At 38.9% G+C, this 26,683-nt stretch carries 19 protein-coding genes; 1 reads left to right on the plus strand and 18 read right to left on the minus strand.

The features are described from left to right. From NMM26_RS06640 to NMM26_RS06675, 8 genes are all read right to left on the minus strand, one after another. Window positions 1–7,154: Rib/alpha-like domain-containing protein (locus tag NMM26_RS06640; protein WP_254754042.1), on the minus strand; the 7,154-nt coding region annotated here is incomplete at its 3' end. Between the two features lie 458 nt (window positions 7,155–7,612). Beyond that, window positions 7,613–8,452, minus strand: a complete 840-nt coding sequence (locus NMM26_RS06645) for an amino acid ABC transporter substrate-binding protein (RefSeq protein ID WP_000182485.1) — start codon at window positions 8,450–8,452, stop codon at window positions 7,613–7,615. A gap of 9 nt (window positions 8,453–8,461) precedes the next feature. Next, window positions 8,462–9,091 carry an amino acid ABC transporter ATP-binding protein gene (locus NMM26_RS06650; RefSeq protein ID WP_254754044.1) on the minus strand — a complete coding sequence of 210 codons (630 nt, stop codon included), beginning with the start codon at window positions 9,089–9,091 and terminating at the stop codon, window positions 8,462–8,464. 9 nt (window positions 9,092–9,100) lie between these two features. Then, window positions 9,101–9,742, minus strand: coding sequence for an amino acid ABC transporter permease (locus tag NMM26_RS06655; protein ID WP_049487112.1), 642 nt, complete (start codon window positions 9,740–9,742; stop codon window positions 9,101–9,103). A gap of 396 nt (window positions 9,743–10,138) precedes the next feature. Next, window positions 10,139–10,654: a hypothetical protein gene (locus NMM26_RS06660; RefSeq protein ID WP_254754046.1), complete on the minus strand. Its 516-nt coding sequence runs from the start codon at window positions 10,652–10,654 to the stop codon at window positions 10,139–10,141. A 414-nt stretch (window positions 10,655–11,068) separates the two neighbouring features. Further along, complete coding sequence (locus NMM26_RS06665) at window positions 11,069–12,298, minus strand: tetratricopeptide repeat protein (protein ID WP_254754047.1); 1,230 nt, start codon at window positions 12,296–12,298, stop codon at window positions 11,069–11,071. Beyond that, window positions 12,288–13,454 (minus strand): AI-2E family transporter, encoded by a 1,167-nt coding sequence (locus NMM26_RS06670; protein ID WP_254754048.1) that lies wholly within the window; start codon window positions 13,452–13,454, stop codon window positions 12,288–12,290. The genes NMM26_RS06665 and NMM26_RS06670 overlap by 11 nt, the downstream gene beginning before the upstream one ends. A gap of 117 nt (window positions 13,455–13,571) precedes the next feature. Further along, on the minus strand, window positions 13,572–15,554 hold the full coding sequence (locus NMM26_RS06675) for a peptide ABC transporter substrate-binding protein (protein WP_254754049.1): 1,983 nt from the start codon (window positions 15,552–15,554) through the stop codon (window positions 13,572–13,574). Between the two features lie 170 nt (window positions 15,555–15,724). Here NMM26_RS06675 and NMM26_RS06680 point away from each other — a divergent pair, with 170 nt between their 5' ends. Further along, the gene (locus NMM26_RS06680; protein WP_254754050.1) at window positions 15,725–16,738 is read left to right on the plus strand and encodes a lactonase family protein; all 1,014 of its coding nucleotides are present in this window, start codon (window positions 15,725–15,727) and stop codon (window positions 16,736–16,738) included. A gap of 43 nt (window positions 16,739–16,781) precedes the next feature. On the opposite strand, the gene NMM26_RS06685 is transcribed toward NMM26_RS06680, so the two are convergent. The 10 genes from NMM26_RS06685 to guaA form a co-directional block, all read right to left on the minus strand. Then, window positions 16,782–17,201: a F0F1 ATP synthase subunit epsilon gene (locus NMM26_RS06685; protein ID WP_254754051.1), complete on the minus strand. Its 420-nt coding sequence runs from the start codon at window positions 17,199–17,201 to the stop codon at window positions 16,782–16,784. 10 nt (window positions 17,202–17,211) lie between these two features. Beyond that, the gene (gene atpD, locus NMM26_RS06690; RefSeq protein ID WP_000094357.1) at window positions 17,212–18,618 is read right to left on the minus strand and encodes a F0F1 ATP synthase subunit beta; all 1,407 of its coding nucleotides are present in this window, start codon (window positions 18,616–18,618) and stop codon (window positions 17,212–17,214) included. Between the two features lie 85 nt (window positions 18,619–18,703). Then, a complete protein-coding gene (locus NMM26_RS06695) occupies window positions 18,704–19,582 on the minus strand; it encodes a F0F1 ATP synthase subunit gamma (RefSeq protein ID WP_218493889.1) in 879 nt (292 codons plus the stop codon). Window positions 19,583–19,597: 15 nt separating this feature from the next. Beyond that, on the minus strand, window positions 19,598–21,103 hold the full coding sequence (atpA, locus tag NMM26_RS06700) for a F0F1 ATP synthase subunit alpha (RefSeq protein ID WP_000996629.1): 1,506 nt from the start codon (window positions 21,101–21,103) through the stop codon (window positions 19,598–19,600). 14 nt (window positions 21,104–21,117) lie between these two features. Then, entirely contained in the window at window positions 21,118–21,654 is a 537-nt protein-coding gene (locus NMM26_RS06705; protein WP_254754052.1) for a F0F1 ATP synthase subunit delta, read from the minus strand. Further along, window positions 21,654–22,148, minus strand: coding sequence for a F0F1 ATP synthase subunit B (gene atpF, locus NMM26_RS06710; protein ID WP_254754053.1), 495 nt, complete (start codon window positions 22,146–22,148; stop codon window positions 21,654–21,656). Before atpF ends, NMM26_RS06705 begins: the two co-directional genes overlap by 1 nt. Before the next feature lie 13 nt (window positions 22,149–22,161). Next, a complete protein-coding gene (atpB, locus tag NMM26_RS06715; RefSeq protein ID WP_000392870.1) occupies window positions 22,162–22,872 on the minus strand; it encodes a F0F1 ATP synthase subunit A in 711 nt (236 codons plus the stop codon). A 33-nt stretch (window positions 22,873–22,905) separates the two neighbouring features. Further along, the gene (locus tag NMM26_RS06720; RefSeq protein ID WP_001054560.1) at window positions 22,906–23,106 is read right to left on the minus strand and encodes a F0F1 ATP synthase subunit C; all 201 of its coding nucleotides are present in this window, start codon (window positions 23,104–23,106) and stop codon (window positions 22,906–22,908) included. 314 nt (window positions 23,107–23,420) lie between these two features. Then, complete coding sequence (locus NMM26_RS06725) at window positions 23,421–24,707, minus strand: U32 family peptidase (protein WP_000169065.1); 1,287 nt, start codon at window positions 24,705–24,707, stop codon at window positions 23,421–23,423. Window positions 24,708–25,073: 366 nt separating this feature from the next. Then, window positions 25,074–26,636, minus strand: a complete 1,563-nt coding sequence (gene guaA, locus NMM26_RS06730) for a glutamine-hydrolyzing GMP synthase (RefSeq protein WP_254754461.1) — start codon at window positions 26,634–26,636, stop codon at window positions 25,074–25,076. Window positions 26,637–26,683: the final 47 nt, after the last annotated feature.

The following is a 26,683-nucleotide window of genomic DNA, read 5'->3' on the forward strand; positions in this document are numbered from 1 at the left end:
ATATGTTTCTTAACATCTTCTGGCGTAACTGGTGTTCCAACTTTAACTACCACAGGCGTAACTTTTGGTGTTACGATAACTGGTACATTTACAGTTACTCGAATTCCATTTGGTAACTCAATCACAACTGGAATACTTGGTCTTTCACCTGAAATATCTGTTGAAGGTTTGTCACCAATTGAGATAACTTTTGCTCCTTTTGGAATGTGTTTTTCAACATCCTCAGTAGTAATTGGATCACCTTGTTTTTTAACAATATCTTCAATAGGAGTTACAGTTACTGGAATTTCTACAGTCACAACTTTACCATTTGGTAATGTAATCGTTACTTTTACAGGATCCTTCTTACCTGGTGTTGTTAAGTCTGGAAGATCTCCTACCTTAACAGTTGCTCCTTCTGGTACTTTGATTTGTTTCAAGATATCTTCTGGAGTCAATTTATCTTTCGTTACTGGTGTCTCGATTTCCTTAACTGGAGTTACATTTACTGGTACTTCTACCGTAACTACTTTGCCATTTGGCAATTCAATCGTTACCTTAACTGGATTTTTCTTACCTGGCGTTGTTAAGTCTGGAATATTTTCAACCTTAGTAACCTTACCACCTTCTGGAATCGTAATTCCTTTAGTGTAATCCTCTGGGGTTAACGGTGTTGTAGTTACTGGTGTTTCAATTTCCTTAACTGGAGTAACAGTTACTGGAACGTCCACTGTGATAACTTTACCATTTGGCAATTCAATCGTTACCTTAACCGGATCTTTCTTACCTGGTGTTGTCAAGTCTGGAATATTTTCAACCTTAGTAACCTTACCACCTTCTGGAATCGTAATTCCTTTAGTGTAATCGTCCGGTGTTAATGGTGTGGTTGTTACTGGAGTCTCGATTTCCTTAACTGGCGTTACATTCACCGGAACATCCACTGTGATAACTTTACCATTTGGTAATTCAATCGTTACCTTAACTGGATCTTTCTTACCTTGTGTTGTCAAGTCTGGAATATTTTCAACCTTAGTAACCTTACCACCTTCTGGAATTGTAATTCCTTTAGTGTAATCGTCCGGTGTTAATGGTGTGGTTGTTACTGGGGTTTCGATTTCCTTAACTGGCGTTACATTCACCGGAACGTCCACTGTGATAACTTTACCATTTGGTAATTCAATCGTTACCTTAACTGGATCTTTCTTACCTGGTGTTGTCAAGTCTGGAATGTTTTCAACATTCGTTACTTTACCGCCTTCTGGAATCTTAATTCCTTTAGTATAATCGTCCGGTGTTAATGGTGTGGTTGTTACTGGTGTTTCAATTTCCTTAACTGGAGTAACAGTGACTGGAACATCCACAGTATAAGATTTACCATTTGGTAATGTAATCGTTACTTTTACAGGGGGTTTTTCACCTGGTGTTGTTAAATCTGGAAGATCGCCGACCTTAACAGTTGCTCCTTCTGGAATCTTCATTCCTTTTGTATAATCGCCTTCAGTTAAAGGAGTGTTTGTTACTGGTGTTTCAATCGGTGTTGGTTTTGTTTCAACTACTTTAATAGTAGCTGGAACTTCTACTAACACTTTTCCATTTTTATCTTTTACAACTACAGTAACTGGTTTATCCCCTGGAGTTGTTCCATCATATGGAGTTGTTTGTCCTTCTGGAACTTTGTATTCGAATGTTGAACCTTCTGGATAGTCACTTGGTGTGATACTATCTTCAGCTTTAGGTTTATCTTTATCTTCAGCATTTACTGGAGTTAATTGTTCTTTACCTTGAACGACTTTGATCTTCGCAGGTACTTCTACAATTGGATCTCCATCTGAATCTTTCACGACTACAGTAACATCTTTCTCACCTGGAGTTGTTCCATCATATGGAGTTGTTTGTCCTTCTGGAGTCTTGTACTCAAACGTTGAGCCTGCTGGATAATCATCTGGTGTAATGCTATCTTGTGGTTTTGGTTTCTTATCACTTTCAGCATTCACTGGAACATACTGTGTCTTAGATTCTACAACAACAATCTTAGCTGGAATTTCTGTAATTGGTTGCCCGTCTAATTTCGCTACTACCGTTACAGGTTTTTCACCTGGTGTTGTTGTATCTACTGGAGTGTTATCTTTGTATTCAAATGTTGTTCCAGTTGGGAAATCATTTGGATTAATGTTTTCTTTTGGATCTGGCTGTTTCTTAGCTGGATCTACTGGTACATATTTAGGATAACTTTCTACTACTCGTACTGTAGACGGTACTTCAACTAATACTTTATCCCCTTGTTTAACAACAACGGTAACTTTCTTATCACCTGGTGTAGATGTATCTACTTCTTCTTTATACTCAAATGTTGCATCATCTGGGTAATCATTCGGATCAATACTATCTTCAGGTGATGGTTGTTTCTTACCTTCATCCACTGGAACGATTTGTGGATTTCCTTGTACGACCTTCACTTTTGTTGGTACTTCAACAAGTTTATCTTCTCCATCTTTTGCAACGACAACTACATCTTTTTCTCCTGGTGTAGTCGTATCTACTGGAGTTTTGTACTCAAATGTTGTGCCATCTGGATATTGTTCTGGATCAATACTCTTAGAAGCATCTGGTTGTGGTTTGCTTGGATCTGCTACTACGTATTGTGTCTTAGGATCTACTACCACTACTTTTGCAGGAACTTCTACAATTGGTTGACCATTTAGCTTAGCTACAACTGTCACATCTTTTTCACCTGCAGTTGTTGTATCTACTGGTGTCTTATATTCAAATGTTGTACCATCTGGATATTCTCCTGGTGTAACACTATCTTTCGCTTCTGGTTGTTTCTTAGCTGGATCTGCTACTACAAATTGTGGTGTGCTACCTACTACACGTACAGTTGCTGGGACTTCAACAATTGTGTTTCCTTGTGGGTCAAGTACTTCAACAATCACATTCTTATCTCCAGTTGTTGTTACATCGATTGGAGATGTTTGTCCATCTGGAGTCTTATATCTAAATGTAGATCCTTCTGGATAATCTGTCTTATCAATGTTCTTTTCTGGATCTGGTTGTTTGTTGCTTTCATCCACTGGTACGATTTGTGGTACACCTTCAACTACTGTAACTGGTACTTTAACTGTTGTAGTTAATGGTTTATCTTGTCCAGGAACTGTGTACTTAACAGTTACTTCTACTTCAGTATCATCTGTTAATTCAGGAATTGTTACTGGCACTGTATTATCAACAGTAACTGTTGCTCCTTGAGGTAATTTACCTGTAAATGTTCCATCAGCAATTGCTTTTTCAGCTTGAGCTAGTACTTTTTCTTTAGCCTTTTCCTTGTCACTGTTTTTAGCAACTAAAATTTCATCAGCTTCTGGTTTTGGTAAAACTGTTACTGGTACACTTACTGTTTCTGTTAACTTACCATTGTCATATGTTACTGGTACGTCTACTTTAACGTCTGTCGCTCCTGCTTTACCTGCTGTTTCTGGTAATGTTGTTGGTTCACCTTTTGTTCCATCTGTTCCTGGTGTTACAGCTGTTTTTGCTTGTTCAGCGGTTGGTTTTTCACCTTCGAACACGACGATGTTACTTGCTGTTGAACCTACTACCGTTACTGGTACTGGTACTTCGCTAGTTTTAACTACATTACCATCTTTTACATACTCTACAACTGCTGTTGCTGGAGTTTGTACTCCAGTTGCTGTTGTTGCCGGTACTGTTCCAGCTTTAACTTCTTTAACTCTTACAGTTACACCATCTGGCAACTTAGTTGTCGCTGTAGCTGCTTCCACTGCTTTCGCTTTAACAGCTTCTTCTAATCCTGTGCTATCTTTAAGAACTGTTACTCCTGTAGGTGTTACTTTTGGTAAGACAACAACATCTACTTTCGTTTCTACAGGGATTGTTTCAGTTCCTTTTGTATAAGTTACTGTTGCTGGCACTTCTAATGTTTGACCTGCTTTTTTAGCTGTTGTTGGAATATCAGCAATATCATTTTTAGTTGGAGTAAAGCCGTCTACAGCTGTAGGATTTACTTTTTCTTTCAACTGATCATTTGTTACAGTATCACCTTCAACTGTATACAATTTATTTGTTTCTTGATCTTTTACAGTAATTTTATAAGTAGTTGAATTCACAGCAGTGTCTGCACCTTTATTTGTTCCAGTATCCGTTTCAGTATCTGCAGTAACGACATTTCCGTTACTATCTTTTACTTCAACTTTAACTGTGTAAGTACCAACTTCTGATAATTTAACAGCTGCTGCTTCTGCTGCACTACTATATTCTGTTACTGTTCCTGAAGGAGATGTTAACGTTACTTTTGTAACTGTTGTTTCCTTTTTATTTGGAGCAGTTGTCGCATCATCTTCTCTATCTGTAATTGTTACTGTAGCTGATTTTTGTTTCACTAAGTCTACTGTAGCACCTTTTACTGTAGTATAAGAAGTGGAGCTAATAGATGGAGCATCATTTAATACAGACGCTTTATCTGAAGAACTTGCTGTTTCCACTGCATCGACTGTTCCATTGAATCCTGATGAAGTAGAAATCGTCCATTTATCTCCAGTTTTTGTTGCTGTTACGGTAGAGTTATCATCAGCAGTCCATTTGTTTAGTCCTTTATCGTATCTAACCGTTACAACCATTCCTTTATTAGTATCAGTTGCTGAATCTGCTGAACTATTGGCTGCATTTTCTTTGTTATAAGTTGTTAGTGTACGAAATACATTATTAACTGCTGTAACTTTTCCTTCTGCATTTAATGTACGAGTATATTCGTAAACATTAAAAATCGTTTCGCCATCTTTATTCACATCAACATATAGGTCACGTTTTAACCAAGTTGTTGTTCCATCGCTGTTAAGAGTTTTCTTCTCAGCAGTCTCACCAGATAACTCCCATCGTCCAGTAACTTTATTGAATGTTGCTGCTACATTCTCTCCAAGTCTAGTTTTTAAGGCTACTTCTGCCCTTGTAAATGTTGCTGTTATATTTTCACTATTTGCAGTTACGTTAATCGTATCTGTTGCAGCATTTGCTGTTGCTGTTGGAAGAACTTTTAGATTGAAAGTTTCACCAACTGTACCAATTTCATCATTGACATTTACAGCAGTATTTGTTGTTTCTGAGACAACCCACTTACCATTTTTAGCAACAACTTTTGTGTTTGTTCCATCTGGTAATGTAATCGTTGCTTCTGAAGCCCCTCTAGAAATTGTAATCGGAACTTCTGTATCATAAGCATGTACATTTTTTATAGATACTGAAGGTGCAATTTTAAATGTTGCATGTGCATATGCTTCATTGGCATTTGTCTCTTTATAATCTCTTGCATAGATTGAAACTCTGTAAATCCCAGCTTCTGTTGGTGTTCCTTTAAATCCATTTGGATTATTTTCAGTCATATCAGCTGATGCAATGGTGAAACCGACACCTGGAATTTTTGTCTCATCTCCTGTTAATTCTGTAGGAGTAGCAGCATCGGTACCTGTCGTTCCTGTAATCTTCGCTCCAGAAACCCCAAGAATTGCACGTCCTACAGTTTCTGTAATTGTAGTTGTACGTCCGATTGGTGCTCCATTTTCATCCGTTAAAGTATAAGAAACTCTTCTATCATTTGGTACTCCAGCATGCGAAGCTCCAGCATCTCTATATTCTACTGGAACAGTTAGTGCTTCTCCTACTTTACCTTCTTTAACAGCATTGTTGATTTCTAGGGTAGGTGGTGTTCCATCTTTCCATGCTGTTCCACCAAATCTATGATCATCTAATGGAATCGTAACACTTTTACCAGTATTAGTATTTTTAAACGTTACTCGAGCTTTTACTTGTTGATAGTTAAATGGACTTCTATGAGTTACAACCCCTTGTACACTATCTGTTGCTTTATCATAAAATAAACCATTTGGAAAATTAAAGACATTGAAATCTGAAACAGTCCAGCCAGCCTTTTTAGCAGCTTCTGTTACTTCAATACGTTTACTTACATCTTTAATGTATACTTTATCGATTCCTTGTTCATATCCAAGTTTATAGATACTAGAAAGCAGATATTCATATGGTCCATTTCCATAGTAGGTTGCTGGGACTTGACTTGAAATTGTTGTACCATTATATCTTTGTTTTCCTCGCCATAGAGGAGCTTCTTCGATAATTTTTTGTACCTTTTCTGCTGGCAACTTCAAACCATAGTCAATACGAGCCCTTACATCATTCTCTTTACCTAAATACGTATAGTTAGATGGTCCAGGGCTAGGTCTTGTGCCAGATCTTTGATCAGAGAATACTCTAAACTCTAAGTCTGCAGCATCAGCTTTTTTCTCTGGCGTATTAACACCTAAATCACCCTCGCCTGCATGGTGACTACCAAATGGCATTGTATAGGTATCCCAACCCGTAAAGTTTTCTCGTGATACTGTACTTGTACTTCCGATAATATCTTTCGCAGTTGGTTGCGCTGGATTTGTTGGTGTGATTGTATCACTTGTTCCTGTGGTTGTTGTAGCAGTAGTTGCAGCGTCGTTAGTTCTAAATCCACTTTCCCCATTACCTGGGATAGCTTGTCCATTTCTTGGGTCTTGGTTTTTATTTACTTTCTCTTCAGTTGTTTCTGATTTGATACTGTTTAAAATGACAAGGCTACTTGAAAGTTGTTTAGCTTGTGCATCCACTTTTTCCTGTGTTTTTGTATCATCGTTTAAAAGCTCTTTTGCTTTATTAACCAAGTTTTTAGCATCATCAATGACTGATTTTGTTTTCTTGTCTTCAGTTAATTGACTCAATCTACCTTCAACTTTAGCAACTAAATCTTCTAATGATGCTGTATTAATAGCAACTTTTTCTGCCTCTACATTTGGATTTTGAACTTCACTATTTTGTTTGTCAGCGGCAGACTCTTTTACAGAAGTATTATTTTGTCCATCGGCCTCTTTAGCAGTAGCAGACCCTTGTCCAGTAACTTCCTTAGAGGGTTCCGGGGACTTCTCATTTACATTTTGAGGATTTTGAACTTCTGTATGTTCTGTATTAGTTACTGGTTCAGCAGCTTGGACGCTTCCTCCACCAAGGAAAAACAATCCAGTAGCTACAGCCACACTAGCCGCACCAAAACTAACCTTACGAATACTGTAACGTGTGAATTTCTCCACTTGCGATTGGCGAACATGACGCCCTTTGGGTTTAAACATTCCCTTACTCCTTTTTCTGATAATTATCAGTTAATATATCTAAGAAGGCTAAATAAAAAGCCCCCCCCCTAAAATATATGAGTATGTTTTAAAGGGTTACAAATAATTATACTCTTTTTTTTCCTATAAATCAAGCATTTTCAAGTATAATCGCTAAAGTAATTTCACAAACTTCTCTTTAAGGTAAACCCTTACAAAAATAGAATTTATATTACTTTAGTGATTTTCTATATTATTTGATTGTTCGTATGATTTGATTATAAAAATGAATTTTCTGATATTTTTTATCAGGTCTTCATTGACTTTTAGCAACAGATAAGGGATTACAGAATGAAGCTAGATGCACAAGTTCTACCCAAAATAGCTGTAAAATCTAGAAGTTCCTCCAGCTTTATAAAATAAAGTCTATAAAAAAACAAGGCCCAGTTTTAAAGACAAAACTAGGCTTGCTATCTATTTTATTTTCCATCCTTCACTTCTTTGGTTGCTACATCATCTCCAAACCATTTTTGGCTAATCTCTTGGAACTTTCCTTCTTGGTATAGTTCAATAAAGGCTTGGTTTAAAGCTTGCAGTAATCTCTTGTCTGCTGGTCTAACTCCGACCGCAAAGGATTCACTTTCAAATCCAGCTGAAAAGACATTGTAGTCATTTAATATTCCTTCAGACTGAAGATAGTAATTAGCATACACTCGGTCAATCAACAAGGCATCAATTCGGTCATTCTTCAAATCAATCAAGGCTTCATTGAAACTCTGGTATTGATTGGCCTTCTGGTCTTTGACACGATTTTTCAATAAATCTGGCTGGGCTTCAAAGTCTAGATAACCAGAGGATCCAGCTTGAGCTCCCAAGGTCTTATCCTTCATATCCTCTACTGAATGAATCTGCTGACTTTTCTTCGCAACCAGAACTTGCTGATTTTCCATATATGGAATGCTAAAGGCAACCTTTTCTCGGCGTTCATCAGTGGCAGAATAGCCATTCCAGATGGCATCTATGGTTCCATTTTGCAGTTCCGTCTCCTTCATATCCCAGTCGATTGGCTGAAATTGAACCTTAAAACCTAATTTTTCAGAGACAGCTTGCGCTAAATCAATATCAAAGCCTGTATATTGGCCATTCTTTTCTTCAAAACCCATGGGTACAAAGGTATTGTCAAAGCCAATAGTAATGGTTCCCTGCTCTTGATACTTATCCCAGTTATCCTGCTTTGGATCACTAGCTTTCTGAGTACAGGCCGTTAAAAAGAGAGTCAGGAGAGAAACCAATACTAAAGCAATTTTCTTATTAGTCATCGGGACCTCCTACTTGGGCTCAACCTTGAGAATCTGATCTGCGATATTTTCAGCGAATTGTAAATCGTGGGTAACCACAATCTGCGTCATTCCAAGTTCCCTATTTTGCAAGATCAGTTTTTCCACTTCCAAGCGCAATGCTGGATCTAGGGCAGAAGTTGGTTCATCGTAGCCAATGATTTCTGGGTCAATCATCATAGCACGCGCCAAGGCCACCCGCTGCTTTTGTCCACCTGATAGTGAAAATGAATAGGCATTTGCATGTCCTGCCAGTCCCAACTGTTCCAGGAGCCCACGCGCCTTCTTCTCAGCCTCTTCCTGCTTCATTCCCATTGTTTTCACAGGAGATAAGGTCAAATTATCTAGAACTGATAAATGAGGAAACAGTTGAAAATCTTGGAAGACAAATCCTAGTAGATTTCGCTTCTCCAATTCATCCAGTTCTAAAGGTTCTCCATTATAAAAGATTTGCCCTGAATCAATGGTTTCAAGACCTGCAAGCATACGTAAGAGAGTTGTCTTACCTCCACCAGAAGGCCCAACAATAGCCAGGATTTGCTTTTCAGGAATTTTTAGACTGAAATTAGATAAAATTTGCTTTTCACCAAAGCCCTTATTGATATTTCGTAATTCTAACATGGCAGCCTCCTATCTATAGTAACTGTACTTCTTCTCAACTTTTTTGGCAAGGATGGTCACAATACCAATCAAAATTAAGTAAATGGCTCCTGCCAAGAACATAGGAACTAGGCTAGCATCACGGTTTGCAGCTGTTCGACTAGCCAAGATAAGATCTGAAATTCCAAGTGCATAGACCAAAGAAGTATCCTTGACCAAACTCATAACTTCGTTAAATACACTAGGAAGAACAATCTTGGTCACTTGGGGCAAGATAATATAGCGAACTGTGTCAAAGGGACTAAACTTCAAAACCTTAGCAGCCTCATATTGACCTTTAGGAATGGTATCAATCCCCCCACGGAAGATTTCAGCAAAGTAAGCCGCATAATTGAGAACAAAAGCAATGATAGCCGCAGGAAGACGGTCCAAACGAATCCCAATACTTGGCAGCACATAATAGATAAAGATTAATTGCAAGAGCAAGGGTGTGCCTCGCATAATCCAAATATAAATATTAATCAAATGATGGAGGGGCTTCCAATGGACTTGCAAGGCAAAGGCAATCAAAACGCCCAAGGGAATAGAAAAAATCAAGACCAGTGCAAAAACCTGCAAAGTCATGCTTGCACCGCTCAATAAACTCGGTAATATCTCAAACAAATAAGACATACTGCACCTCCTAAAAATAATTGTTCCTATTATAGCACAAGAGATTAGTGTTTACAAATGCTTTCTGTTGCTTATTGATAATTGAGTTTTTACTTATTTTTTCTTTAAAATCATTTTCATCAATTACTGTTATTTTTTAGAATCGTATTCATCTTTGTATTCATTTTTATAAACATCTTTGCCCCTATAGTTGAGAACCTTGCAATTTGATTCTAATAGTTTCCAAAAGGAGCAGTGAGTCATTTCACTGTATTTATTTTTGAAAAAACCACTCCCCCTTCAAGAAGATGATTTTACAGATTTGAAATCTGACTATCCTATTTATGTTTCCTGGATTTTAAATCCACATTTTTAGTCAAACAAAAAAACACAAGCCGTAGCCTGCGAAAACATTATCTATTCTAAATAGTCTTTTTCTGTAATTACTTTTAATCTAGTAGAATAATTCTGGAATGTTGAGAATTTAAAGCGTTTAGGATCTTCAAGTTTGTTTCTATCATTTATTTCTAAAGCGCGGTTATAATCTATAATAGCTTTCACTAACTTATTAATTATAGCTTTATCGTTATCCATCACTTTATAATAATCTTCGATTTTCCGAAGGCGGAAAGTTGTATTTAGTAAGTAGCTTTTGTCTTCTAAAATCAAGGTTTTACCAATATCTAATCCTTCAACATATCCTTCTTTTGCCGAATTTCTTAGCTTATACTTCAACTGATACTTTTTAGGAATATAACTTCTAAATGGAATCAAGAAAGTCAATCCCTGTATTTTGACAACAGTTACCGCAAATCCCCTTCCTTTATTCATTACTTCCTTTGTCTTAAAATCATAATCCATCGCTTGAATAAGGTCATAATCCTTGCACATTTTTAAATCAATTTGACCTAATTTTAACTTCTTACTTTTCATTCCTATTCCTTAGATAAAAAGCTCACTAAAAAGTGAGCAACATTTCCAATGAGATACTTCTGTTGACGAGCGCGTCTCTCCGCCCCCTCATTGCCTAACGATAAGGCTTGACGAATCGAAAGGAGGTGAGTTTTCCTGTTTTCAATTCTTCTTATTCTTACACATTTTTTTAATTTTGTCAAACAAAAAATACAAGCCCTATCCTGGATATGTAATCTATTTTGAAATTTTAAGATAAGAGTTTTGAAATAAAAACAAAACTCTACCCTTCTAATGAAACAATCTTAACCTGATTTACATACAAATTCTCGTCACATTGCAATAAAACTTCAGCCATATTTATTTGAAAAAAAAAGTAAAAAACCGCAATTGTTATCTAGTAATAACTTGCAGTTTTCTGTAATGTATGGATTCTTACAATCTCTCATACAATTCTTGCATTTGCACATCATCTGGAACCAGTTTTAAGTAAACTTGCGCATTGACTTTTGCTTCCTCAAAGTAGCCCAATTCACGCAAGAGATAGATATAGTGTTCCAGAAATTCTGGATTATCCTTTAAATCTCCTGCCAACTCTTGGTAAAGCTCATAGGCAGTATCCAAATCGTCCATTTCTTGATAGGAACGAGCAATCATCCACTTGGTCAAAAGATTTTCTGGCTCATCACTTTGTAAGTCTAAAATATCCTCATAACGTTCCTGTTCTAGATAAATAGTAGCTAGACGGAGTAAGATTTCTTCCGTATCATCAGCGTCTTCTTTTGCAGTAAGGAGGTAGTTTTCTGCACCACTGGTATCATGCAATTCATAAGAGAATTGTGAAGCAGCTAGCAAGAGGCGAGTTTCAAAGGGATTTTTCTCTAAGCCTTGCTTAGCGATACGCAGGGCTTCTTGAACTTGATGTTCCTTATGTAAGGCCTGACTATAACCATACTCATAGCCTTCAAAGTCAGGAGAAATGGTATCAAGCTGCTTAAAGTAGAGGACAGCTTTTTGGTATTCTTCTTGATCAAAGTAAAGACTGGCCAACTCAAAAGCTGTTAGGTCATCGTATTCTAACTCCAGGGCTTTTTCTAAAAACTCTGTAGCCGTTTCAAATTTCCCCAACTGTGCATAGGCAAAGCCAATCCGTTGATAGGTAGAAATGCCTGTTTGCTCATAAATCGAGCGATTATCTAACTGGGCATAGCCTTGAATGGCCTCTTGATAATTTTCCAACTCACTATCCAACTCTGCTAATCCCAATATCAAGAGAGGATCTTCTGAGTAAGTCAAGGCCTCCAATAATTTCTCACGCGCCACATCTGTCAAACCTTCCAACTGGTAAAGGTCTGCCTTCAGAGCCAAAGCCGAAACATACCAGTCACTGTCAGCTTGGATTTCCTCAAGATAGGCAAAGGCTTCTTCAATTTGACCATCCTCACTAGCAATAGCTGCTAGATTAAGATTAACCTCTGGGAAATCCCCTTCAATTTTCAAGTAAATTTCCTTGGCCTGAGGATAAAAACCAATCCCTTCAAGATAAGTTGCCAACTCATACAGAAGGTCACTTGGATCATTTTCTAAAGCTTTGACGAAATAGTGCTCAGCCTTGGTTAAATCTTGCTCCTCCAAAGCCTGTAACATCTGTTGACTATTGTTCACTCTTAGCTTCCTCTCCTTCTAGTTCATATAGGCCACTGACTACCTTATACCATTCAAAAATCGCTGAAATGACAACCTTAGCAGAAGCATAAACAGGAATACCGAGCAAGACTCCCCAGATACCAAACATGGATCCTGAAGTTAACAAAACAAAGAGAACATTAATGGGATGGATGTTTAATTGACTTCCCAAAATCAATGGAGAGACAAAACGGCCTTCAATAGTTTGTTCTACGATAAAGACAATCACCACTTTTAAAAGCATGACTGGCCCGGCAATCAAGCCCAATACTAGGGCAGGAAGCATGGCTAGGAAGCTACCAAGATAAGGAACCAGATTTAAAATACCAGCAGTAACACCCAGCGTAACCGCATAACGTAGACCGATAATCTTGAAGAAGATCATAAACATTACTGCTACAATAATAGCTACTGTTACTTGCCCTCTAACATAGTTGGACAACTGCTGATTCACATCTGATAAAACTTGTCCTACAGGTTCTTTCAATTTCGTTGGCATGAATTGAGTCAAATAGTTACGCAATCCTTTCCCATCACGCAAGAGATAAAAGAGCATGAAAGGAACAATAATCAAAGCAACAATCACTTGAGATGCCCCGCTAATAAAGGCACTCACCCAGTTAACTGCCTGAGAAGAAACCTTACTTGCCCAAACTGTAGCCTGACTTGAGAAGTTTGTCAACACTTGCTCTAACTGAGGTCTGAAATCATCTGGCAAACGTTTGGTTACCAAATCATCAATAACGCGATCAGCATCTTCCAGGTAGACTGGAACATTCCTTGCAAAACTTAAAACCTGACGTTGCAGATTTGGAATAGCTACTGCCAAGCCCCAAATGATAAAGAGAGCGATGATGACAAAGACAATACTGATTGCGATAACACGATTGATTTTGCGTTTTTCCATCCAATCAACAATAGGATTTAATAAATAATATAGCAAACCAGATAGAATGACTGGCAACATCACAACTGCCAAAAAGTCTAAAACAGGTGAAAATAGAAAACTAATCTTACTTAAAATAAAAAGATTCAGTCCCAATAATAAAGTTACCAAAAATACCGTAATGGCCTTGTTATCCAAAAACCACTTGAAAAACCAAGATAGGCTAAAATGTTTCTCTTTTTGCTCCATAAATACTTCCTTTCTATTGTTCTCTCATTATACCATTTTTAAATCAAAATAACTCTTTTTTAAAGTGCTTACATGGAGACAGCAACATAAAAAATCTCCTCAAAAGAGGAGATTCGATTAGTCTTGAATATGACGGTCTAAGTTCTTCTGATAATCAGCATTGGATTTGGCTTTTTCATCAGCAAATTTCTTGCGGAACTCATCCATTTCTTTAGTAGTGACAATCTTATCTTGGATTTTCAGATACTTGTAGCTATTTTCACTAGTCTTGTCACCTACCCAGCCACCGGCACCACTGCCAGGAACCATTTTCGTCACTAGCATTTGAGCACCATCAGAGTATACTGGAATAACAAGTGCACTATCTGACAACCAAGCTTGAGCCTTAGAATATTTGGAATAACGTTTTTGAAGGTCTGTTTTCTCACTATTTGCATCATCAATCAGTTCTTTGTATTTATCCAATCCAACTGTTTTAATAACTGGATTGTCTGTTCCTGGTGCCACACCAAGAGCACTTAGGAGACTTGGACCTGAAGTTGGATCAAATACATCTAGATAAGTCGATGGATCAGCAAAGTCTGGATTCCAACCACTGACTGCATTAATATCCCAGTCAGTATTTGCATTGGAAGTAGCTAGAACAGTCATACTTCCCAATTCATCATCAGAAACCTGTTGAATGTCAACAACCACATTTTCAGAGCCTAAGGCTTCCTCAATGGATTGTTTATAAGACTGAACCTGACGAATAAAATCTGGATTTGATGAAGAAATTGGCAAATCTAAATGAATTGGGAACTGGACTCCATCAGCTTGAAGGGTTTTCTTAGCAGCTTCAAACTTAGCTTTAGCCTTGTCTACATTATGAAGTGAATCTTGGGCATCATCAAGACTAACATCTTTCCAGACATTATCCAATTTATCCAATTCTGTCTTAGTAACTTGACCAAATGTTTGATCTCCTACTTGAACAAATGTTGGAGGAGTGAAACTTGTCCGTAACTTACGAGGTCCTACTTCATCACCAAATACTTGAGAGATCCCTGCTTTACGATCTACCGCAAAAGTCAAGGCTTGACGGAAATCTTTGTTTAACAAGGCTTTCTTAGTAGATGTTTTTTCTGCATCACTTGTTTTAGCAGTGTGATTGTAATTTACACGGTCGATATTGGTTGAGATATAAAAAACTCCTCCACGCTGTTGACCATACACAATATTATCCTTGTATTTTTCTTTTAGACGTTCATAGTTAGCAGAGTTTTTAAAGAGTGGTGCAGCTGGATAGTGTCCCTCATCAAAACCGCGTCCTAGAGAGTCTGCATCTTGACCATCAAAGAAGGATAACTTGATATCATCAATAAAGACATTTTGTTTATCCCAGTAGTTTTGATTTTTGGTCATTTCGATAGAAGACTTAGATGTAAGACCTTTTAGGAGATAAGGCCCATTGTATAGAATGCTCGTTACATCAGTTGGTTTACCAAAGTCATCTCCCTTAGAAGCTAAAAAGTCTTCATTGACTGGTGCAAGGACTCCCATTGTTGTTTTTGAATTCCAGAAAGACTCTGGATGATTCAAAGTATAAACAACAGTATAATCGTCAATTGCTTTTACACCAACAGTAGAAAAATCCGTTGTTTTCCCATTTACATAGTCATCCAATCCTTTGATAGAATCCTGTACGAGATAAAGAGCCTGTGATTTCTTATCTGCTGCGTGTTTCAGACCAGTTACAAAGTCTTGAGCCTTGACTTCACCATACTCTTCCCCCTCGTTGGTATACCATTTTACACCCTGACGGATTTTATAGGTGTAGGTCAAACCATCTTTGGAAACAGTCCAATCTTCTGCAACTGATGGAACCAGATTTCCATATTGGTCATTTTCAAGTAAACCGTCAATAACGTTACCTGTGACCTGTTTAGTGCTGACATTTCCTGAAACTGTATAATCCAGAGTCGAAGGATCTGATGAAAATACATAGGCATAAGTAACTGGTTTATTTGCTTCTTTATTAGCACTACCAGATGAACACGCTGCTAGGACAGCTGCCGAGAGTACAGCAACTCCTGCTGCTAGGAAAACACGTTTTTTCATAAACAAACTCCTTTGCAATTTGTATAGGATTATTATAGCACTTTTCAAAAGGAAATCAATACAAAATCAAGCTTGATTTAATATATTATTGTTTTTATCTATGCGTTGTAGAGTTTCAACACTGCATTTTTTGTGATATAATAGTCTTATCTTTATATAGAGGTAAAGTTATGAAAGAAACTGTTTATTTTGGAACTTATACACGTCGTACTTCCCAAGGGATTTACAAGGCAGACTTTGATACAGAAACTGGTCAGCTTTCAAATCTAGAACTTTTTGCAGCTGAGCCAAGTCCAACCTACCTTGCCTTTGACCAGCACCAACATTTATACACCGTTGGTAGTCAAGACGATAAGGGAGGAATTGCAGCCTATCAAACTGACGGGACTTTATTAAATCATGTCGTTGAGGAAGGAGCTCCTCACTGTTATGTTGCCGTTGATGAAAAGCGTAATTTGGTGTACGCGGCAAACTACCACAAGGGACAGGTCCTTGTTTATAAACGTCAGGAAGATGGTCGTCTTCTACTTAGTGATGTGGATCAACATAGTGGCCAAGGTCCACATGAAAATCAAGCTTCTCCCCATGTTCACTACACAGACTTAACACCTGACCACTATCTAGTGACTTGCGACTTGGGAACTGACCAAGTCATCACTTATGACCTTGATCAAGAAGGAAAATTATCTAAGCTCTATACCTACCACAGCCAGCCAGGGGCAGGCTCACGCCACATCATTTTCCATAACCACTATAAAATCGCTTATCTCATTTGTGAACTCAATAGCACTATCGAGGTTCTAATCTACGATGGTGTTGGAGAATTTGAACGCATGCAAGTTATTTCAACTCTACCAGACGGTTATGAAGGCTTTAATGGTACTGCTGCTATTCGTCTCTCTAAAGATGGTAAATACCTCTACGCCTCTAACCGTGGTCATGATTCTATCGCAGTATATACAATTCTTGCGGACGGTAGCTTAGAGTTGTTAGAAATCGTTCCGACACATGGTCAGACTCCACGTGATTTTGATTTGACACCGGATCAAGAATTTGTCATTGCTGTCCATCAGGACTCTGACAATGCAACCGTCTTTAAGCGCAATTCTGAAACTGGACGTCTAGCAGAACTTTCCAACGACTTCCATGTTCCCGAAGCGGTCTGCATCAGTTTTGCCCCTTAAGAATACATAAAAAATGAACTTGATAATTCAAGTTCATTTTTTCTTATAGTCTTTTTCCGACATTAATACGGTTAATGGCACGTTGCAGTGCAATCTTAGCACGACGTTCTTGGTCAATCAAGTGTTTGTCTTGTGCTTCTTCAATTTCACGCTCCGCTCGAAGTTTGGCACGTTCTGCACGACTAACATCGATATCACGAGCACGTTCTGCAGAGTCAGCAACAATTGTGATAACGCCATTGGCAACTTCGATAACACCCCCGTTTACTGCAATCCAGTTCACGTGATCTTCATCATCAATACGTTTTACCTTTACTTCATCAACTGCTAAAACCGCAATCATATTTTCATGTCGTGGCAAGATCCCCATCTCACCATCCAGAGTTCGAACCGATACATAGCTGGCATGGTGATCATAGACGAGACCATCTGGTGTCACGATCTGGACAGTTAACTGAGCCATAGATCACCTCTTAAAATCCCATTTTTTCAGCTTTTGCAATCACATCTTCGATAGAACCTACACCACGGAAGGCATCTTCTGGCAAGTGATCATGTTTACCATCAAGGATTTCCTTAAAGCCACGTACAGTTTCAGCAACTGGAACATAAGAACCTGGCTGACCAGTAAATTGTTCCGCAACGTTGAAGTTTTGCGACAAGAAGAACTGGATACGACGGGCACGAGCAACTAAGGTCTTTTCTTCATCAGAAAGCTCATCCATACCAAGGATAGCAATGATATCTTGCAATTCATGGTAACGTTGAAGAACGCGTTTTACTTCAGCAGCAACTGCATAGTGCTCTTCTCCAACGATTTCAGGTGCCAAGGCACGTGAGCTTGAAGCAAGTGGATCCACGGCTGGGTAGATACCCAATTGTACCAACTTACGTTCCAAGTTTGTTGTAGAATCCAAGTGAGCGAAGGCTGTTGCTGGCGCTGGGTCAGTATAGTCATCCGCTGGCACATAGATAGCCTGGATAGAGGTTACAGAACCCTTTTTAGTTGATGTGATACGCTCTTGCAATTGACCCATTTCTGTAGCAAGTGTTGGTTGGTAACCAACGGCTGATGGCATACGACCCAAAAGGGCGGATACTTCTGAACCAGCCTGAGTGAAACGGAAGATATTATCGATAAAGAGAAGCACGTCTTGTCCTTCTACATCACGGAAGTATTCAGCGATTGTCAAACCAGTAAGGGCAACACGCATACGTGCTCCTGGTGGCTCATTCATCTGACCAAATACCATGGCTGTTTTCTCGATAACGCCTGATTCTTTCATTTCCCAGTAAAGGTCATTTCCCTCACGAGTACGTTCCCCAACACCAGTGAATACTGAGATACCACCGTGTTCTTGGGCAATGTTGTGAATCAATTCTTGGATCAAGACGGTTTTACCAACTCCGGCACCACCGAAAAGTCCAACCTTACCACCTTTAAGGTAAGGGGCAAGAAGGTCGATAACCTTAATCCCTGTTTCAAGGATTTCAGAAGAGGTAGACAACTCATCAAAAGTTGGAGCTTTTTTATGAATTGGCTGACGCTCTGCATCTTCTGTAAAAGGAGCTTCCAAGTCAATGGTATCTCCCAAAACATTGAAGACACGTCCCAAAGTTTCTTTACCTACTGGTACAGAGATTGGACGACCTGTGTCCAATACTTCCATTCCACGAGTCAACCCATCTGTTGATTCCATGGCGATAGTACGAACCATACCATCTCCCAACTCTAAGGCTACTTCAAGGACGATTTTTGTTTTTCTTTCGTCATTTTTGTAGACGACAAGTGCATTGTTAATCTCAGGAAGTTTTTCCCCTGCTGCAAACAAGACGTCTACAACGGGACCGATAACCTGAGCAATTTTACCTGAACTCATCTCCTTCTCCTATTCTATATAAGATACTGTCGGTTCCTAGTTTAACTAGGTCCTAAGTTCATTTTCATACGAGCTGGACTAGAGCCTATTCTAAGGCACTAGCTCCTGCTACGATTTCTGTAATTTCTTGTGTAATCGCCGCCTGTCTGGCACGGTTATACTGAATTGTCAAATCATTAATGACTTTCTTAGCATTATCTGTCGCTGTTTGCATGGCTGTCATACCCGCAGCATTTTCAGCTGTCTTAGCGTCGATAATAGCACCATAAATCATACTTTCTGCAAACTGAGGCAACAACTGCTCCAAAATTTCTTCTCGGCTAGTTTCCAATTCAAAGGTCAAGCTGTAACTGTCATCCGCTTCATTTGGATCCAAGTCAACAATCGGAAGCATTTGCTCCACACGCATTTGACTAGTTAGCGTATTGACATGGTGGTTATAGCAGACATAGAGTTCATCAAAAAGTTCATTTTGGTACATTTCAACAGTTTTTGAAATAATCTTACGGACTTCATCAAAGCTTGGTTGATCTGCCAAGCCACGTAGTTCATAAAGTGGCTGAATACCGCGAGCCTTAAAGAAATCAGCTCCCATTCCACCAATACAGATCATTTCAAAACCTGTACCATCTGGATGGTATTCTTCCTTCAACTCCATAACGGCTTTCAGAATAGAGGAATTATAACCTCCAACCAAACCTCGGTCTGAAGTAATGACGATATAGCCTGTCTTCTTAACTGGACGGCTAATCAACATCGGATTAGTTGAACTACCAGCTCCATTCCCATGAAGAATATCCGTCAAAAGTTTACGAACTTTCTGAGCATAAACTTGGAAGTTGCGAGCAGCTTCTTCAGAACGACCTAGCTTAGCAGCTGATACCATCTGCATGGCATTAGTGATTTGACTCGTATTTTTTGTTGAGGCGATTTTTGTTTTAATATCATTTAGAGATACTGCCATCTGACACCTCTATTCTTACTGGAAGCTGGTTTGATTGAGAAACTCTGTAATCGCAGCATCCAAGACTGCTTCTTCTGGCAAGTCTTTTGTATCACGAATGGTTTCCAAAATCTCTGGATGTTGAGCATCAAAGAAGGCATGGAACTCTTCCTCGAAACGAACAATATCATCTACTGGAACAGTATCCAAGAAACCATGTGTCAAAGCATAGAGAATGGTTACTTGTTTCTCAACAGGTAATGGTTTGTGAACAGGTTGTTTCAAGACCTCAACGGTACGACGGCCACGGTTCAATTTAGCCTGTGTTGCTGCATCCAAGTCAGAACCAAACTTAGTGAAGGCTTCCAACTCACGATATGAAGCAAGGTCGATACGAAGTGTACCAGCAACCTTCTTCATAGCTTTGATTTGTGCAGAACCACCTACACGAGATACAGATGAACCCGCATCGATGGCTGGACGAATACCTGCATTGAAAAGACCATCACCAAGGAAGATTTGTCCATCAGTGATAGAAATCACGTTGGTTGCGATATAGGCTGAGATATCTCCTGCTTGTGTCTCGATAAATGGTAGGGCTGTAATCGATCCACCACCAAGTTCATCAGAAACTTTAGCTGAGCGCTCAAGCAAACGGCTGTGAAGGTAGAAAACATCCCCTGGGAAGGCTTCACGACCTGGAGGACGACGAAGCAAGAGAGACAGTTCACGATAAGCGACCGCTTGTTTTGAAAGATCATCATAAACAATCAAAACATGCTTACCTTGGTACATAAATTCTTCCGCCATGGCAACCCCAGCATAAGGAGCTAGGAAAAGCAATGGAGATGGTTGTGAAGCAGAGGCTGTCACAACGATTGTGTAGTCCAAGGCACCGTACTGACGTAGTGTTTCTACTTGCGTACGAACTGTTGATTCTTTTTGTCCAATCGCAACGTAGATACAGATCATATCTTGACCTTTTTGGTTCAAGATTGTATCAATCGCAATGGTTGTTTTCCCTGTCTGACGGTCCCCAATAATCAACTCACGTTGACCACGACCAATCGGTACAAGGGCGTCAATAGCTTTCAAACCAGTTTGCAGTGGTTCTGATACAGATTTACGTTGCATAACACCAGGAGCTGGCGCTTCTACTGGACGAGTTTTATCAGTGTGGATTTCTCCAAGACCATCAACTGGACGGCCAAGTGGATCCACAACACGACCAATGAGACTTTCACCTACTGGAACTTCCATGATTTTACCTGTACGTCGGATTGTATCACCTTCACGGATATCCGTAAAGTCACCTAGGATGATAATACCGACATCAGTTGACTCCAAGTTTTGAGCCATACCATAAGAGCCGTTTTCAAAAATCAACAACTCTCCACTCATGGCATTTTCAAGACCGTGAGCACGCGCGATACCGTCCCCGATATAGGTAACAACACCTGTTTCAGTCACATCAAAATTGGGTTTGAAATTTTCAATTTGTTGCTTAATTAAAGCGCTGATTTCTTGTGCGTTAATTGCCAAAAGAACACCACTTTCTATTTCAAATTTTCTTTAACAACTTTAAGTTGTTGTTTAATACTCACATCAATTGTCTTGTGATTGGCAAAAATGACAAAACCACCAATGAGACTTTCATCGATTTCTTCTTTTACACTCCGCACTTTCAGAGACATTTTCTTCTCAATCAAAGGGAGCAAACGAGTCTTCTGTTCATCTGTTAAAGGATGAGCAGCAGTAATCGTCACTTCAAATCGATTTGTTTCTTTTTCAAGTCGGTTCAAACAATCTACAAGCACATCATAAAAAAGATTTGCTCTGTGATTGTATGCCAGAACCTGGATCAAGTTTTGCAATAAAGGTGACACTGAGTCTTGGAAGAAAGCAATCGTTTTTTCCTTGTCAGACTCGTCTACTGCCACTTTTTTTAAAAAAGAAGGTAAACCAGTTTCTTCAGCAACTTGCTTGATTTGAGCTAAGTCTGAAAAGATACGGTCTTCTTCTCCTTTTTCTAAAACCAATTGGACAAAAGGCATGCTGTATTTTTCAATTACCTTTACTGTTTTCTTGTCCATTAAGCTTCTCCTAACTGATCGATATACTGATCAATGAGTTCTTTATGGGCATGACCGTCAAGGTTTTGTGAGATGATTTTACCAGCCAAGCTGATTGTCAAATCTGCTACCTCACCCTTAACACTTTGTAAAGCTTCAGCTTTATTTTGAGCAATTTCTTGGTTCGCTTTTTCTTTCAAGCGTCCTGCTTCTAGCTTAGCATCTGCTAAAATACTAGCTTTGCTTTTCTCAGCTGTTTCTTTCGCATTCTCAATGATTGTCTTAGCTTCTTTACGACTACCAGCCAATTCATCTTCGCGTTTTTGAGCCAATACTTCTGCTTTTTGACGTGCTTGTTCAGCTCCGTCAATATCTGCTGCAATTTTTTCTGCTCTTTCTTCGAAAATGCTAGCCAAATTTGACCAAGCGTATTTCTTAACCAAGACTAGCAAGAGAATAAAGGAACCAGCGATTAGTATAAAATCACCAAGTAATTCACCTACTGTTACATTCATAAACTACTCCTTTCTATTCTTCATCATTAATTTTATTTCCTAGGTACATTGAAGATAACAATGTAAATACATATGCTTGTACACAAGAAATAAAAACAGAAAATGCAGTCCAGATTAGATTTGTTCCAAAAGCAATAGGATACCAATAGAAGGCCTGATGAGAAAGTAGGACTAACATACTTGCCATCACTTCCCCTGCAAAGATATTACCAAATACCCGCAATGCAAGTGAAAGGAGATTGGTAACTTCTTCCAAGAGATTCATTGGTGTCATAAAACCTGGTGTTACAAATGCTTTTAAATACTTTTTGATTCCACGACGACGAATTCCTTCTACGTGTGTCATTAAGATAATTGTAAAAGACAAGACCAAGTCAAATGACAAATTTGCTGTTGGTGAGGTCCAAAGATTTACACCATCTGTAGTCTGAATTCTAGCCATTAAGCCAATATTATTTGCAATGGCCATAAATAGGAATAAACAGAAATAAAAGAGAGAATAATCCTTTATCATTGGACCAAGGTTTGATTTTGTAAATCCAACAACAAAATCAAATAAATACTCTAATACATTTTGTTTTCCTGTGGGTCTCAAAGTCATATTTCGAGTTGCCCAATAAATAAAGCCAAAAATAAGTGCTACAGTCAACAAAGTCAAAACTACTATGGTTAAATTAAAGGTAACAGGACCAATATTGATGGTTGGATTAATACTTTCTTCCATCTAAAATCCTCCCTTTTTCAATTTATACTTCTTTTATTTGATGATAAATGAAAAGACAAGAGTAACGAAGAAAGTACCTTCAATAAAGGCAACCCCTAGGATCATCAAACTACGTAGTTCTGAGATGATATCTGGTTGGCGAGCAACTGATTTCAACAAACCGTTCATCAACATACCTTCACCAAGAGATACACCCATACAGGCAAGACATAGACCGAAAAATGTTAAATTCATGACGAATTCTCCTTTTAATTAAAATTTACTTACTTAGTTTAGTCCTAAAAATTGGATTTGTCAACTTTTTACCAACATTGAAAGCGCTTAACGGAAATTATTTACAATTTTACTATTTTTGAGTCTATTATATAGAAAACTTTGGAAAAAAATTGTAATAAATCCGTCCATTATCTAGACCTTTCTGAAAAATAATGAAAAAATCCGAGATGAAATCTCGGATGGAAATTAATATATTTTCTTTAACCTAAGGTTCTTTAGTAAGTAGGATTAAAGGGAAAGCAACTAGAAAACTTTCGTCTCCTACATGTTTATTAAGCACGAACTGTGACGCTGGTTCCATCTTCCTTATAAAGATTGATAAGACCTTCTTTAAGAGCTCGAACCATGTCTCCAGCTTGAACAGGTTGTGGAACCTTGATAGTCAAGAGTTCCATTGGATTAGGAGCACGATCGATCTTATTTCCTTTAGCATCATGCAAATCTTCGATATAAGTCTCAAAATGACGGAAACCTGGGCCATAAAACTCAACTTGGTCCCCTTCGTTAATGACGTTCCGTTGGCGAATGGTTGCTGTTTGTGTCGCATCATCGTAAGAAACCACTTCAGCGACAAACTTATACTCAGGAATTTTACGACGAGCACCAAACAACTGCTCATTTTCAGATGGTGTACCATAGTAGAAACCTGTTGCTAATTCACGTTGGGCAACCTTCCACATCTCATCAATCAAGTCTTGCTTGATAGCTTCAAACTTCTCTGGACTCTCTAGATAAGCATCAACAGCCGCCTTATAACAGTTAGTTACTGTTGAAACATAGTGAATAGACTTCATGCGTCCTTCGATCTTCAGACTGTCCACACCGTTTTCAATCATATCTGGGATATGGTCAATCATAGACATATCAACGGCTGACATTGAAAATTCTTCAGGAATTTCACCTTTAAGACTCTTACGTTCCTTCCCAAATGGCATATCGTAAAGGTCGTACTTCCAACGGCAAGACTGAGAGCAACCACCACGGTTAGCATCACGCATACTCATGTGATTTGAAAGCGTACAGCGACCTGAGTAGGAAATACACATAGCTCCATGAACAAAGGCTTCAATCTCAACGTCTGTACGTTTGCGAATTTCTGCCAATTCTTCCATTGAAACCTCACGCGCCAAAACGACACGAGTCAAGCCCAGTTCTTTCCAGAACTCAAGAGTTTCATAGTTGGTGGCACTTGCTTGGGTAGAAAGGTGGATTTCAAGACCTGGTGCTTCAGTCGCCGCAATCATAATCAAAGCTGGGTCAGATACGATAACTGCTGCAATCCCGATATCACGTAGTTTACGGAACCACTCACCAGCACCAGCCTCATTTCCTTCGTGCATAACCATATTGGCAGCCACATAAACCTTAGCACCATACTTGGCCGCAAACTGTACGCCTTCTTCCATCTGTTCGAAAGTAAAGTTTCCGGCACGGCTACGAAGACCATAGGCCTGACCACCGATAAAGACAGCATCCGCTCCATATTGAACAGCTACTTTTAGCTTCTCTAAAGTTCCTGCAGGTGATAAAACCTCAGGACGTTTTAATGTTTTTGTCATGTTTTCTCCTATTTGCAATATAAAAGTTTGACGTTTTTCCTTCTCATTTTATAGTAAATAAGTGATAAAATCAAGCCTAGACAGATTGTTTTGACAATTCTAATCTTTTAATACTCTTCGAAAATCTCTTCAAACCAAGTCAGCTTCACCTTGGATTATATATTCGTCAGTCTTATCTACAACATTAAAGTAGTGCTTTGAGCAAACTTCTGCTGCCTTCCTAGCTTGCTCTTTGATTTTCATAATGGCTGATAAACTATCGAAAATTCACCCAGTTTTAACAAGTAATCAAAAATCCAGATATAGTAAAAAACCAGTATCCAAAGATACTGGCTCGTTAAACTACATAAATTAGTCCTTAGATGACTATTCCCACTCAACTGTTGCAGGTGGTTTACTTGTAATATCGTAGACGATGCGGTTAACATGGTCTACTTCGTTTACGATACGTACAGAAATCTTTTGAAGAACTTCCCAAGGAATCTTTGCAAAGTCAGCTGTCATACCATCGATAGAGGTAATAGCACGGATTGCAATCGTGTAGTCATAAGTACGACCGTCACCCATAACCCCAACTGAGCGAACGCCTGTGTTAACAGTGAAATATTGCCAAATATCGCGGTCAAGGCCAGCTTTGGCAATTTCCTCACGCAGAATAGCGTCTGACTCACGAACAGTCTCTAGTTTCTCTTCAGTAATTTCTCCCATGACACGGATAGCAAGGCCTGGTCCTGGGAATGGTTGGCGCCATACGATATGGTCTGGCATACCAAGCTCTGTACCAAGAGCACGAACTTCGTCTTTATAGAGAGTGTTGAGTGGTTCGATCAATTCAAACTGCATGTCTTCTGGAAGACCACCCACGTTGTGGTGTGACTTGATAGTTTGAGATGTATCTGTACCAGACTCGATAACGTCTGTATATAAGGTACCTTGAGCAAGGAATTTCACATCTTTGAGCTTGCTTGCTTCGTCATCGAATACATACACAAATTCATTACCGATGATTTTACGTTTTTGCTCAGGGTCAGAAACGCCAGCAAGTTTGTCAAGGAAACGTTTAGCAGCGTCTGCTTTGACGATATTCAAACCAAACTTACCACCAAGCATGTCCATAACTTGGTCTGCTTCTCCTTTACGAAGAAGACCGTGGTCTACAAAGATACAGATCAATTGATCGCCAATAGCCTTTTGGAGAAGAACTCCAACTACAGATGAGTCAACTCCACCTGATAGGCCAAGAAGGACACGTTTATCTCCAACTGTTTCACGGATTTTTTTGATCTGCATATCAATAAAGTTATCCATTGACCAATCACCTTTAGCCTTACAAATGTTAAGGGCAAAGTTACGAAGGATATCATTTCCGTATACAGAATGACGAACTTCTGGGTGGAATTGGATACCGTAAATGTGTTTATCTGGGTTTTCGATGGCTGCGTATGGGCAGTCAGCTGATGTACCTGTACGAACAAAGTCAGCAGGAATCTCAGTAACTGCATCACCATGGCTCATCAAAACAGTCTGCTCATCAGGTGTTGATTCAAAAAGAGCTGATGGTGTGTGAGTTAGGGTTGATTGACCATATTCACGATTTCCAGCATCACCTGCAGGAACAACTTTTCCTCCAAGTTTATGGGTCAACAACTGCATACCATAACAGATTCCCAAAATTGGAATTCCAAGTTCGAAAATTTCTGGGTCAATATCGAATGAACCATCTTCGTATACAGAGTTTGGACCACCTGAAAGGATGATTCCTACCGGATTGATTTCACGAACTTCAGCAGCTGAAATTTTATGACTCTTTAGCTCTGAAAAAACACCAATCTCACGGATACGGCGTGAAATCAGCTGGTTGTATTGGCTACCATAGTCCAATACGATGATTTTTTCTACATCTTTCAAATCAGTTGAAATGTTGCTCATCTTTTTCCTTTCTCAAAAGAAATATCTTTTTTCAATATTCTATCACA

It is taken from the genome of Streptococcus sp. CF7_Ac1-8, from assembly GCF_024295435.1.
GTDB lineage: Bacteria > Bacillota > Bacilli > Lactobacillales > Streptococcaceae > Streptococcus > Streptococcus mitis_AP.